The organism is Kitasatospora sp. NPDC030952 (assembly GCF_055571335.1).
In genome coordinates this window covers 126948-139964 of record NZ_JBVIFM010000009.1, presented here as the reverse complement: position 1 = coordinate 139964, position 13017 = coordinate 126948, and the positions used below count along the sequence as shown (strand labels likewise).

Genomic DNA, 13017 nt, shown 5'->3' with positions numbered 1-13017 from the left:
GCGGCGGACGGGCCCGGCGAACCGGCCGGCCCGCCCCCGTCGCCGCTCCCGTACGGTGGCAGCACCACCGACACCGCAGGGAGCAGCACCGCATGGACAGCCGGATCTGGGAAAGCGTCGACCACCTGGTCGCATGGCTGGACGAGCACAGTACCCAGTCGCCGCAGGAGGAGCGCCTGCTGCGGCTCCTCAAGCTCTCCGAGGAGATCGGCGAGGTCGGCGCGGCGGTGATCGGGGCGACCGGTCAGAACCCGCGCAAGGGTGTCACCCACACCTGGGAGGACGTCCAGCACGAGCTCTGCGACGTCATCTTCAGCGCCCTCGTCGCCCTCCGCACGCTCACCCCCGACGCGGCCCGGGTGTTCACCGAGCGCCTCGCCTACGTCGAGCAGCGCTCCGCCGACTCCCGCTCGACCGACTCCCGCTCGACCGACTCCCGCTCGACCGACTCCCGGCCAGCCACCTCGAGCGCGGCCGCCTCCGACCCCGCCGCCTCCCGCGACACAGTGGAGCGGAAGGCAGCCCCGGAGGCCACACCGAAGACCGAACCGGCGGCACAACAAGCACCCGAGGCCCGCTAGGCGCCGCCCGGCGCGCCCGAGGCCCCCGACGCCTCCGTCGCTGCCCGGCGCCACCGGCGCCAAGCACCGCTCCCGCCAGGCGCCAAGTACCGCCCCCCGCCCCCGCCCGACGTCAGCGCCCCCGCGCCCCCGCCCCCGCCCCCGGCGTCACGCGTTGGGCGCGACCTTCGCCAGCCCGTTGATCAGACGGTCCATCGCGTCGCCGCCCTGCGGGTCGGTGAGGTTGGCGAGGAGCTTGAGGGTGAAGCGCATCAGCAGCGGCCGGGGCAGGCCGTGCTGGGCGGCGAGCTGCATCACCTTGGGGTTGCCGATGAGCTTCACGAAGGCGCGGCCGAGCGTGTAGTAGCCGCCGTACACGTCCTTGAGGATGCGCGGGTAGGCGTGCAGGGCGCGCTCGCGGCCGCCCTCGGTGACGCGGGCGTGGGCCTGGACGATGACGCCGGCGGCGATCTGGCCGGATTCCATCGCGTAGGCGATGCCCTCGCCGTTGAACGGGTTGACCATGCCGCCCGCGTCGCCGACGAGCAGCAGGCCGCGGGTGTAGTGCGGCTGCCGGTTGAAGGCCATCGGCAGGGCGGCGCCGCGGATCGGTTCGGTCATGTTCTCGGGGGTGTAGCCCCACTCGGCCGGCATGCCGGCGCACCAGGCCTTGAGTACCTCGCGCCAGTCGAGTTCGCCGAACGCGGGCGAGGAGTTGAGGATGCCGAGGCCGACGTTGGAGGTACCGTCGCCCATGCCGAACACCCAGCCGTAGCCGGGCAGCAGCTTGCGCTGGCCGTCGCGGGTGTCCCACAGCTCCAGCCAGGACTCCAGGTAGTCGTCGTCGTGGCGCGGCGAGTTGAAGTAGGTGCGGTAGGCGACGCCCATCGGGCGGTCCTCGCGGCGGTGCAGGCCCATGGCGAGGGAGAGCCGGGTGGAGTTGCCGTCGGCGGCGACCACCAGCGGGGCCCGGAAGGTGACGGGGCGCTTCTCCTCGCCGAGCTTGGCGGTGACGCCGACGATCCGGCCGGTGCGGTCGTCCAGGACCGGCCCGCTGACGTTGCAGCGCTCGTAGAGCCGGGCGCCGGCCTTCTCGGCCTGACGGGCGAGCAGTTCGTCGAAGTCGGCGCGCTTGCGGACCAGGCCGTAGTCGGGGAAGGAGGCCAGCTCGGGCCAGTCCAGCTCCAGCCGGACGCCGCCGCCGATGATGCGCAGGCCCTTGTTGTGCAGCCAGCCGTTCTCGGTGGAGACGTCGATGCCCATGTCCACCAACTGCTTGGTGGCACGCGGGGTGAGGCCGTCGCCGCAGACCTTCTCGCGCGGGAAGGCGGTCTTCTCCAGCAGCAGCACGTCCAGCCCGGCCTGGGCGAGGTAGTAGGCGGTCGTGGCGCCGGCCGGGCCCGCGCCGACCACGATGACGTCGGCGGTGCTCTCGACCGTGCTGTCCGGCTTCGTCAGATCGGCTGCGGTCTCGGACACGTGGACACACTCCTGGAGCTGCGGCGGGGGATGGCGGCTTTTGTCTCCGGCAGTCTAGTTCCGCTCACGCCGCCGGAAGCCCCCGCGGCCCGTCCTGGAACCGCCGCCCGCCGACCAGGACCCGCCCCCGCCGCACCACACCGCTACGCCGTTACGCCACTACTCCGCTACACCACTACGCCGCTACGCCTGCTTGTACCCGCGGTGCAGCGCGACGATCCCGCCGGTCAGGTTCCGCCAGGCGACCTTCGACCAGCCGCTCTCCTGCATCCGGGCGGCCAGCGCGGGCTGGTCCGGCCAGACCCGGATGGACTCGGCGAGGTAGACGTACGCGTCGGGGTTGCTGCTGACGGCGGTGGCGACCGGGGGCAGGGCGCGCATCAGGTACTCGGTGTAGACCGTCCGGAACGGCGTCCAGGTCGGCGTGGAGAACTCGCAGATCACCAGCTTGCCGCCGGGCTTGGTGACCCGGTGCATCTCGCGCAGCGCCGCGTCGGTCTCCTGGACGTTGCGCAGCGCGAAGGAGATCGTCACCGAGTCGAAGGTGTCGTCCGCGAACGGCAGTCGGGTGGCGTCGCCGGCCGTGAGCGGCAGCTCGGGGTGGCGGCGCTTGCCCTCGGTGAGCATGCCGACCGAGAAGTCGCACGGGACGACCTTGGCCCCGGCCTCGGTGAAGGGCAGCGAGGAGGTGCCGGTGCCGGCCCCGAGGTCGAGCACGAGGTCCCCCGGTCCGGCGGACACCGCCTCGGCCACCGCCCGGCGCCAGGCGCGGGCCTGGCCGAGGGAGAGCACGTCGTTGGTGAGGTCGTACTTGGCCGCGACGTCGTCGAACATGGCGGCGACTTCGTGCGGCTGCTTGTCCAGGGAGGCTCGGGTCACGCCCCCATTGTTCACCCTGGGACGAACACCCCGACCAACGGGGCACACCAACGGGGCACACCAGCCGACCCCCAGGGCGTGTCTTCACGCGCCTAGGACACGCGCCTAGGACCCGCGCCTAGTGCGTCCCCCGGCGGCCGCCCGCCCGGCGCCGGCGTCGCGAGCGCTTGCCCTGGGTTATCGCGGGCATCCCCTCGGCCAGCGCCCCGGTGGCCATGGCGAGGTTGGCGGCGAGCCGGCCCTGCCCGGTGCGGACCGCGACGGCCCGCCGGTGGCGCCGGATGCGCAGCACGCAGATCACGAAGAGCACGACGGCGACCGGCACGCTGAACCGGGCCAGGCCGACGCCGACCGGCTGGGGGTAGGTGTCGCCGCAGATCCGCACCGCCCCGGGGTCGTCGGCGGCGTGTTCCAGGCACACCGCGTCGCCGACCTTGGCGCCGTCGGAGAGTGGCAGCGCGGCTGCGGTGTGCGGCTGGCCGCTGACCTTGTAGCTGACGGCGCTGTACGTGCCGCCGCCGGTCGGCAGTTGGGTGACGACGCCCTCGACTCTCACCGGGTGGGCCGCGATCCGGTCGGCCTGGTCGGCCTGGCGCCAACCGAGCAGGCACATCCCGACGGCCAGCACGGCGCTGAGCACGGCGGCGAGGTACCAACCACGGCCCAACCGCGGGGAGCGCGGCGGGGGGACGGTCGCGGTTCGCATGGTTCCTGTCCTGGCTTGCCTCCGGGGCCTGGGACACGGCCCCGCCGCCCGCGGGTACGGGTGGTGGTGTGGTGAGGGTACGGAGTGAGCTGTCCGGGATCGTATCCGCTGGCGGGCCCTCAGGTCACGGCGAAGGGGCAATCATCGCCCTGAGCGGGCACGGCAGTTCGGGTGCACACGAAGGAATTCCCGTACGTGGCAAGGCAATCCGCCTACTGATGAGTACGTCACACCGGGCCGGTCGCCGGCCCCGGCCGGGCCTCACCTCCGCCGGTACACCAACCGTCCGCCCAGCACGGTCGCCAGGCACCCGCCGGACGCCGGCTCCACACCGGCCGCGCCAGGAACCGCAGCCGCAGCCGAAGCCGCAGCCACCCCCACCCCCGCGCTCACCGGGAACGCCGGGAACACCGCGAAGTCCGCCCGCCCGCCGGCCGCCACCCGCCCGTGCACGGCCCGCATCAACGGCAGCACAGCCAGCGGATCCAGCACAGCCGAAGGCTCCGGCACAGCCAAAGGCTTCGGCACGGCCAACGGATCCAGCACAACCAGCGGCTCCGGCAACGCCACCACCCCCGACCGCGCCACCGCCGTCCGCACCGAGGCCCGTTCGAACGGCCCGGCCACCGCCGTCACCCCGAACCCGAGCATCCGCTGCAGCCCGCGCCGCGCGCTGGCCCCGTACCGGGTCTCGTCCGTGCAGCCCACCAGCCCGTCCGCGACCGGTTCGACGCCGATCTCCTCCCGCGGGTCCGGGTGGTAGTCCCGCTCCAGCAGCCGCTGCCCCCAGGGGTTGCGCAGCCCGGGTGTGAGCACGGCGGTGCCCCAGTCCCGGACCCGCGCCGCCGGGTGGGCCGCCGCCAGTTCCGGGTACGGCCCGACGGCCTCGACCAGCTCGCCGCGCACCACCACCGCCCCGTCGGCGAAGGACGGGGCGGTGGGGTCGGCCGGGTCGGGCAGCAGGAACGCCGCCCGGTGGAGGGTCAGCACGGTGGCCGGGGCGCCGGACTCAGTTGTCCAGGATCTTCAGCTCGGGGTGCGCGGTGCCGCCCTCGATGGCCGTGGAGGCGATGTGGGAGGCGACCCGCGCGTCGACCGGGTCGTTCGCCGGGTCGTCCAGCACCCGCAGGTGCTCGTACGTGGTGGAGCGCTGGGCCGGGACGCGGTCGGCGGCGCGGATGAGGTGGATCAGCTCGGTCAGGTTGGAGCGGTGCTTGGCACCGGCCGCCGAGACGACGTTCTCCTCCAGCATCACCGAGCCGAGGTCGTCCGCGCCGTAGTGCAGCGACAGCTGGCCGGCCTCCTTGCCGGTGGTGAGCCAGGAGCCCTGGATGTGGGCGACGTTGTCGAGGAACAGCCGGGCGATCGCGATCATCCGCAGGTACTCGAAGACGGTGGCCTGGGTCGAGCCCTTGAGGTGGTTGTTCTGCGGCTGGTAGGTGTACGGGATGAAGGCGCGGAAGCCGCCGGTGCGGTCCTGCACGTCGCGGATCATCCGCAGGTGCTCGATCCGCTCGGCGTTGGTCTCGCCGGTGCCCATCAGCATGGTGGAGGTGGACTCCACGCCGAGGCCGTGCGCGGCCTCCATGATCTCCAGCCAGCGCTCGCCGGACTCCTTGAGCGGGGCGATCGCCTTGCGCGGCCGCTCCGGCAGCAGTTCGGCGCCGGCGCCGGCGAAGGAGTCCAGGCCCGCCTTGTGGATCCGGGTGATGGCCTCCTCGATGGAGACGCCCGAGATCCGGGACATGTGCTCGACCTCGGAGGCGCCCAGCGAGTGGATCACCAGCTGGGGGAAGTCCGCCTTGATCGCCGAGAACGCGCGCTCGTAGTACTCCACGCCGTAGTCCGGGTGGTGGCCGCCCTGGAACATGATCTGGGTGCCGCCCAGCTCGACCGTCTCGGCGCAGCGGCGCAGGATCTCGTCGAGCTCGCGGGACCAGCCCTTGTCGCTCTTCGGCGGCACGTAGAAGGCGCAGAACTTGCACGCCGTCACGCACACGTTGGTGTAGTTGATGTTGCGCTCGATGATGTACGTCGCGATGTGCTCGGTACCCGCGTAGCGGCGGCGGCGCACCGCGTCGGCGGCGGAGCCGAGCGCGTGCAGCGGCGCGGAACGGTAGAGCTCCAGCGCCTCCTCCGGGGTGATCCGGCCGCCTGCGGCGGCCCGGTCGAGCACGGCCTGCAGGTCGGTGCTGGACGCATCGAGGGTGGTCGCTGCGAGCTCGGTCACCTGGCGGCCTTCTCTCTCTCAAGTGCTACTCGGGTACGGCCGAACCAGCCTACGCCAGGCGTTTCGGGCGCCCGCGTCAGCCCGCTGAACTGCACCTCGACCCCGCCCGCCCGCCTGACCGACGCCCCCACCTCACCCGCCCCCATCTCACCGCGCCCACCTCACCGCGCCCACCTCACCCGCCCGCGCCGCCGACCCGGCGCAGCGTGCCGGCCGGGTTGCCGGCGGCCGGGTCGGCGGAGGTGAAGCGGATCGTCCCGTCGGACTGCAGGGTGAGCGTCTCCGCGTTCGAGCCGCCGGTGCAGGCGCCGGGAATCGAGGAGCGCACCAGCCGGGACTGGAACACCAGCGTGCTGCCGGAGACGGACTTGAGCGTCCAGGCGCCCTCGCAGCTGATCGAGATCAGCCCGGAGAGGGCGTTGCGGCTGGTGGTGGCCTCCTGACCGAGCGCCGCCTGGTGGACGGTGATCGTGGTGGTGCCGCCGGGCAGCCCCTTGTCGGTGACCATGTCCCCGCTCCAGGTGCCCAGGAACGCCGCCGGCACCGCGTCGCCCCCGCCCGTCCCGGGCACCGGGGAGACTCCCGACGGCGACCCGGCCGCAGAGCCGGACGGCGACGCAGAAGCGGATGCGGACGCGGAAGCGGACGGCCCGTCCGGCACGAAGGCCCCGGGCGACGCGATGGCCTCACTCGGGTCGATGGACGGGACCGGCCCGACGGAGGGCATCGACACCACCGGATCGGGCCGCTGGCTCATCGCGTACAGCCCGTACCCCACGCCCCCGATCAGGGCGACCGCCAGCGCCACCGCCCCCGCGGTCACGGCCCGTCGACGCCGCCGCCGGGCGGTCTCCGGGTACGCCGGCGGTACGGGCGGGTAGCCGTACGGCGGCCGCGAGCCCGACCCCTGCCCGTCACCAGAGCCCCCCGAACCCCCCGAGTCCCCGAAGTCCCCGAAGTCCCCCAGGTTCCCCGAGCCCTCCGAGCCCTCCGAGCCCCCCGAGTACGCCGAGTCGTCCCCCGCCTCCCCCTCCAGGTCCAGCAGCTCCACCGCACTGCGCCCCACCCCCGCCGCCAGCGCCGGCGGCAGCCAGTCGCCCCGCGCGAGCCGGCCGCCGGCCGCGCCGTCCGGGTCCAGCCAGCCGGTCAGCTGTTGCGGGGTGGGCCGGGCGGCCGGGTCCTTGGCCAGGCAGCGGAGGACGACGGCCCGCAGCGCGTCGGGCACCCCGCTGACGTCCGGTTCCTCGTGCAGCACCCGGTAGAGCAGGACGGCCGCGCTGACCCCTTCACCGAAGGGGTGCACGCCGGTGGCGGCGAAGGCCAGGACGGCGCCGAGCGAGAAGACGTCCCCGGGCGGTCCGGCCGGCTGCCCGTTCGCCTGCTCGGGCGACATGAAGCCGGGCGAGCCCACCACATACCCCGAACGGGTGAAACCGCTGGTGGCGTCGAGGGCCCGGGCGATCCCGAAGTCGATCAGCCGGGGCCCGTCCAGGGTGAGCAGCACGTTGGAGGGCTTGACGTCGCGGTGCACCAGGCCGAGCCCGTGCACATGGGTGAGCGCTCCGGCGAGCCCGACGCCGAGGGCGCGGACGGCGGCCTCCGGCAGCGGGCCGTGGTCCTGGACGGCGGCGGCGAGCGCGGGGCCGGCGACGTAGCCGGTGGCGACCCAGGGCGGCTCGCCCTCGGTGTCGGCGTCCAGGACGGGTGCGGTCCAGGCGCCGCCGACCCGTCGGGCGGCGGCCACCTCCTGGCGGAACCTGGCCCGGAACTCGGTGTCGTCGGCGAGTTCCGTCCGCACCACCTTGACGGCGACGGCGCGCCCGCCGGCCGTCCGGGCGAGGTAGACCCGGCCCATCCCGCCCGAGCCCAGCCGCCGCAGCAGCCGGTAGGCGCCCACCCGGCGCGGATCGTCCGGTCCCAGTGCCCGCATGCCCCGCACGCTCCCCTCGCACGCGCCCGCGCGGCCCGGGCGGGTGCCCGGCCGCTACGCCGCTCCCGAGCCGCACCCCGCGCAGCACCCCGCCGGACGCGCCTCGGGAGCAGACCGTACCGGGCCGGACCGGCCCCCTGCCCGGCCCCACCCGACCCGGCACCCGGCCCCGCGTAGAAGCCCCCGCCCCGTGCGAAGGCATCCGCCCCACGCAAAGGCACCCGGCCCCACGCGATAGCCCTCGTCCCGCCCGGCCCCGCCCGGCGCGAAAGCCCCGCCCGGCGCGAAAGCCCGCCCAGCGCGAAAGCCCGCCCGGCGGGAAAGCCCCTGCCCTACGGTCCGACCGGCAACTCCGCCGGCTCCAGCAGCCGCACCGTCACATCCGGCGCGAACCCGCTGTCGTGCGCCACCCGGCGGGCGAACTCGGCGACCCCGGCGAGCTGCCGCCCGCCGAGCGAGAAGTCCAGCGCCTCGCTGAAGTACCGCTCCAGCACGTCCGCCCCGAAGGCCTCCCATCGGGCGGCCTGTTCGGCGACCTTGGCGGCCTCCACCAGCGACAGGTCGCGGGACTCCAGGAAGGCCCGGTGGACGGCCGCGGTCAGCTCGGGGCGGCGCTCGGCGAACTCGCGGCGCACGGCCCAGACCGCGAAGACGAACGGCAGGCCGGTCCACTCCTTCCACATCTCGCCGAGGTCGTGGACGGTCAGCCCGAGGTCTTCGGCCTGTCCGAGGTAGGCGCGCAGCGCCGGGTCGCCGATCAGGACGGCGGCGTCGGCCTCGGCGAGCATCGCGCTGAGGTCGGGCGGGCAGCTGAAGTAGTCGGGGCGGACGCCTTCGCGCTCCTCCAGGAGCAGCCGGGCGAGCCGGACGGAGGTGCGGCTGGTGGAGCCGAGGGCGACCCGGCGGCCGTCGAGGTCGGCGAGCGGCACCTTGCTGACGATCAGGCAGGACATCACCGGGCCGTCGCTGCCGACGGCGATGTCGGGCAGGACGAGCAGGTCGTCGGCGTTGCGCAGGTACTCCACGCAGGTGATCGGCCCGATGTCGAGGGAGCCGCCGACGAGCTGGTCGCTCAGCTTCTCCGGGGTGTCCTTGGTGAGGTCGAGGTCGAGCAGATTGCCGGTTCTGGCGAGGCCCCAGTAGAGGGGGACGCAGTTCAGGAACTGAATATGGCCGACCCTGGGCCTGACCGGGGTGTTCTCCTGGAGTTCGAGCTCCCGCGTTTGTCCGTCCGGTGCTGCCACTGCGCCGCTCCCTTGCTGTTCGTGCGCTTCCCCGCAGCGTATGCCCGGTGTTCGCGGGGGCTCGCACCGGCCACCCGACACGCGCGCCGAGGCCTGCCGTCCGCTCCGGTGCGCGCCCCCAACACGCCTTCCTGCGCCCGTTCCCAGCCCACTCCGGGCCCCGCTCCGGGGGCTCACGACACGCGCTGTCCGGAGGGCGAGTGACCTCTGGTCGTCACAGCGACCGCATGCTAGCGTTGCCCTCAGTTGCAGTTTGATTCCCCTTGCAGTACTTGAAGCCTGCGGAGCATGTAACCGCAGGCTTTTTGTAATTTTTCAGCAATATCGAAAAACTTCGGACTCGTCCGGAGGCAGGGCGATCAGCGCAGCGGACCGGGGACCACACGGTGTGGCCCCCGACACGCATCGCAAGGAGAACGGCATGGCTCAGGGAACCGTCAAGTGGTTCAACGCTGAGAAGGGCTTCGGCTTCATCGCCCAGGAGGGCGGCGGCCCCGACGTCTTCGTCCACTACTCCGCCATCAATGCGAACGGCTTCCGTTCGCTGGAGGAGAACCAGGCGGTCACCTTCGACGTCACCCAGGGTCCGAAGGGCCCGCAGGCGGAGAACGTCACCGCCGTCTGACCATCCTCTGATGTTCTGATCGCTCGGGACCCCAACGGGTCCGCCGGCGGCTCCCGACAGCCGTCACCATGAGCACAAGAGCAGCACCCAAGGGGGCCTGCCCATCACGGGCGGGCCCCCTGCCTTTTCGGGCCGCGCCCTGAGCGCCGGACCCTGAGCGCTGTGCCCTGAGCGCTGTGCCCTGAGCGCTGTGCCCCGGGAGCCGGCCCCTGCAGCCGCTCCCGAACAGCACCGGGGAACGCCGGAGGGCCCTCCCCCGTCACCGGGGAAGGGCCCTCACGCATGTCCGTCCGGAATCAGGCCGCTGCCGGGACGGCGGCCTTCGGCGCGTCCTCCTCGTACAGGTCCCCGGAGGGGTTGTTGTACGCGGCCACGTCCAGGATCCGCTCCCGCGCCGCGACCACGACCGGCACGACCACCTGGCCGGCCACATTGGTGGCGGTGCGCATCATGTCCAGGATCGGGTCGATGGCCAGCAGCAGGCCGACGCCCTCCAGCGGCAGGCCCAGGGTGGACAGCGTCAGCGTCAGCATGATGATCGCGCCGGTGAGACCGGCGGTCGCGGCCGAGCCGACGACCGAGACGAAGGCGATCAGGATGTAGTCCTTGATGCCCAGTTCGATGTTGTAGACCTGGGCGACGAAGATCGCGGCGACGGCCGGGTAGATCGAGGCGCAGCCGTCCATCTTGGTGGTGGCGGCGAACGGCACCGAGAACGACGCGTACTCGCTCGGGACGCCGAGGCGCTCGGTGACGCGGCGGGTGACCGGCAGGGTGCCGACCGAGGAGCGCGAGACGAAGGCCAGCTGGATGGCGGGCCAGGCGCCCTTGAAGAAGTGCACCGGGTTGAGGCCCGCGGCGAAGCGCAGCACCAGCGAGTAGACGACGAACAGCACCAGCGCGCAGCCGACGTAGATGTCGAGGGTCAGCGTGGCGAAGGGCTTGAGCAGGTCCCAGCCGTACTTGGCGACGGACTTGCCGATCAGGCCGAGGGTGCCGAGCGGGGAGAGCCGGATGACCCACCACAGGGCGGTCTGGGTCAGCTCCAGCACGGACTCGCTGATCTTGAGGACCGGCTCGGCCTTGGCGCCGAGCTTGATGATCGCGGCGCCGACCACGACCGCCATGAAGACGATCTGCAGCACGTTCACCTTGACGAAGGCGTCGACGATGTTGGTCGGGAAGATCCCGGTCAGGAAGTCGATCCAGGTGCCCTTGGAGTCGAGCGCCTTGAGGCCCTCGGTCTTCAGGTTGGTGCCCTGGCCGGGGTTGGTCAGCAGGCCCAGGCCCAAGCCGATGCCGACCGCGATCAGCGAGGTGATCATGAACCAGAGCAGCGTGCGGGTGGCCAGGCGGGCCGCGTTGGTGACGTTGCGCAGGTTGGCGACGCTCACCACGATCGCGGTGAACACCAGCGGCGGCACGGCCAGCTTGAGCAGCTGGACGAAGATCTTGCCGATGGTCTCCAGGGTGGTGGCCAGCCAGGAGATGTCGGCGGCACGGGCCAGGTAGCCGAGGCCGATGCCGAACACGAGGCCGGCGACGATCTGCACCCAGAACGGCGTCTTGCGGATGCGGGTGAGCACGGACGGCGACGAGGTCGCCTCGGGCGCTGTGGACATGGGGGTGCGACTCCGGGGGAGGGCGTTGCTGACGGTGGGGGTGGAGCGGAGGAGGCGGCACGGCGCGGAGCCGGACGGGAGAGGTCACCGACCCCGTTTCAGGGACGTGCCGCCGCGATACAGCTCATGGCTTCACAGCTCATGGCGCGACAACGGCGCGGGCTGTCCACAGCACCGGTCAGAGCACCAGGGCGGGCGGCGCCGGGCAGCTGGCCCGGGCCGTGCATCCGCAGTGCTTCTGAAGTGGTCACGGCCGACACGTTAGCAGCAAAGGTTTGAGATGTTCAAAGTACTTGTTTGAGATCAGGCCACTCCGGACCCGCATCCCGGAGTGGGACAGGGGTGAGATCCGGACACGAACGAGACTGACACGCCATCAGGTCCACCTCCCGGTCGGATTGACCGACCGGCAGTTATACGTATAACTTTGACAGCGCCCCGCCCTCCCCTGCCCTGACCGGAGAAGACCACCGATGGGCTACCTCGCCCTGCTCCGCGCCCCGCACGTCACCCGACTCCTGCTCGGCACCCTGCTCGGCCGCCTGCCCGCCGGTATGACCGCCCTGGTGATCGCCCTCGCCCTGCGCGAGGCCGGCGTCCCCTACGGCCGGATCGGCCTGGCCACCTCCGTCTACGCGCTCGCCGCCGCCGTCGGCGGCCCGGTGCTCGGCCGGATCGTCGACCGCACCGGCCAGCCGCGCGTCCTGCTCGCCTCCGCCGTGGTGGCCGGCGGCGGGTACGCCCTGCTCGCCCTCGCCCCCGGTTCCGCGCTCGCCGCCCCCCTGGGCGCCGCCGTCGCCGGCCTGGCGATGCCCCCGCTGGAACCCTGCCTGCGCTCGCTCTGGCCGGACGTCGTCGACGAGGACCAGCTCGACACCGCGTACGCCTTCGACTCCGCCTCCCAACAGATCCTCTACGTCGCCGGACCGCTGGCCGTCGCCGGCATCGCCGGACTCTTCAGCCCGGTCGCCGCGCTCTGGGTGGCCGCCGGACTCGGCCTGGCCGGCGCGCTGGTCGTGGCGACCGCGGCGCCCGCCCGGACCTGGCGCGCCCCCGCCCGCGAGCAGTCCGCCGGACTCCTCGGCCCGCTGCGCTCCCCCGGCCTGGTGCTGCTGCTGATCGGACTGGCCGGGGCCGGCTGGGCGGTCGGCGCCCAGAACGTGCTGTTCATCGCCTACGCCGAGCAGCACTCCGGCACGCTGCCCGGCGGCGGGGGGACCCTGCTGGCGCTGGCCGCGCTCGGCGGACTGCTCGGCGCGCTGGCCTACGGCATGGTCGACTGGCGGCAGAGCACCGCGACCCGCACCTGGATGATGGCCCTCGCGATGGCCGCCTCCTACCTGCCGCTGGTCACGCTGCCCGGCCCGTACCCGATGGCCGCGCTGGCCTTCCTCTCCGGCATCCTGCTCGCCCCGCTGCTGGCCGCCGCCTTCGTCCTGGTCGCCGAACTGGCCCCGACCGGGACGGTCACCGAGGCCTTCGCCTGGCTGGTCACCCTGTTCGCCACCGGCAACTCGCTCGGCTACGCCGTCTCCGGCCACCTCGCCGAGGGCTCGCTGCGCTCGGTCGCGGTCTGCGCGGCGGGCGGGATCGCGCTCGGCGCACTGGTGCTGTTCGGCGCCCGGCGCTGGTTCCGCGGCGCACCGGTCGCGCCGCTCGCCGAGCCCGTCCCAGTGGGCTGACCGCCCACCCCCACAGACGACTGCGCCCGCCGGGGTCTGGCCGGCGGGCGCAGTCATGTC

The 13017-nt window shown here is 73.1% G+C and carries 11 protein-coding genes; 3 read left to right on the top strand and 8 right to left on the bottom strand.

What is annotated here, in order from left to right:
- Window positions 1-92 precede the first annotated feature (92 nt).
- Window positions 93-581: a MazG-like family protein gene (locus tag ACZ47G_RS18040; RefSeq protein WP_465743724.1), complete on the top strand. Its 489-nt coding sequence runs from the start codon at window positions 93-95 to the stop codon at window positions 579-581.
- Window positions 582-728: 147 nt separating this feature from the next.
- On the opposite strand, the gene ACZ47G_RS18035 is transcribed toward ACZ47G_RS18040, so the two are convergent.
- The 7 genes from ACZ47G_RS18035 to ACZ47G_RS18005 form a co-directional block, all read right to left on the bottom strand.
- On the bottom strand, window positions 729-2018 hold the full coding sequence (locus tag ACZ47G_RS18035) for a geranylgeranyl reductase family protein (protein ID WP_380455251.1): 1290 nt from the start codon (window positions 2016-2018) through the stop codon (window positions 729-731).
- Between the two features lie 204 nt (window positions 2019-2222).
- Window positions 2223-2918: a demethylmenaquinone methyltransferase gene (locus ACZ47G_RS18030; protein WP_465743722.1), complete on the bottom strand. Its 696-nt coding sequence runs from the start codon at window positions 2916-2918 to the stop codon at window positions 2223-2225.
- Between the two features lie 118 nt (window positions 2919-3036).
- Window positions 3037-3624: a hypothetical protein gene (locus ACZ47G_RS18025; RefSeq protein WP_465743720.1), complete on the bottom strand. Its 588-nt coding sequence runs from the start codon at window positions 3622-3624 to the stop codon at window positions 3037-3039.
- A 261-nt stretch (window positions 3625-3885) separates the two neighbouring features.
- Complete coding sequence (locus tag ACZ47G_RS18020; RefSeq protein ID WP_465743718.1) at window positions 3886-4614, bottom strand: amidohydrolase family protein; 729 nt, start codon at window positions 4612-4614, stop codon at window positions 3886-3888.
- Window positions 4615-4633: 19 nt separating this feature from the next.
- On the bottom strand, window positions 4634-5854 hold the full coding sequence (mqnC, locus tag ACZ47G_RS18015) for a cyclic dehypoxanthinyl futalosine synthase (RefSeq protein ID WP_380455152.1): 1221 nt from the start codon (window positions 5852-5854) through the stop codon (window positions 4634-4636).
- 175 nt (window positions 5855-6029) lie between these two features.
- Window positions 6030-7784, bottom strand: a complete 1755-nt coding sequence (locus ACZ47G_RS18010; protein WP_465743715.1) for a serine/threonine-protein kinase — start codon at window positions 7782-7784, stop codon at window positions 6030-6032.
- 332 nt (window positions 7785-8116) lie between these two features.
- Window positions 8117-9028, bottom strand: coding sequence for a menaquinone biosynthetic enzyme MqnA/MqnD family protein (locus ACZ47G_RS18005; protein WP_465743713.1), 912 nt, complete (start codon window positions 9026-9028; stop codon window positions 8117-8119).
- A 421-nt stretch (window positions 9029-9449) separates the two neighbouring features.
- Here ACZ47G_RS18005 and ACZ47G_RS18000 point away from each other — a divergent pair, with 421 nt between their 5' ends.
- Window positions 9450-9653 (top strand): cold-shock protein, encoded by a 204-nt coding sequence (locus ACZ47G_RS18000; RefSeq protein ID WP_030287184.1) that lies wholly within the window; start codon window positions 9450-9452, stop codon window positions 9651-9653.
- A gap of 296 nt (window positions 9654-9949) precedes the next feature.
- Here the strand turns inward: ACZ47G_RS18000 and ACZ47G_RS17995 are convergent, their stop codons facing one another.
- On the bottom strand, window positions 9950-11275 hold the full coding sequence (locus ACZ47G_RS17995; RefSeq protein ID WP_465743711.1) for a dicarboxylate/amino acid:cation symporter: 1326 nt from the start codon (window positions 11273-11275) through the stop codon (window positions 9950-9952).
- A 473-nt stretch (window positions 11276-11748) separates the two neighbouring features.
- Here ACZ47G_RS17995 and ACZ47G_RS17990 point away from each other — a divergent pair, with 473 nt between their 5' ends.
- Window positions 11749-12957 carry an MFS transporter gene (locus ACZ47G_RS17990; protein ID WP_465743709.1) on the top strand — a complete coding sequence of 403 codons (1209 nt, stop codon included), beginning with the start codon at window positions 11749-11751 and terminating at the stop codon, window positions 12955-12957.
- Window positions 12958-13017 lie beyond the last annotated feature (60 nt).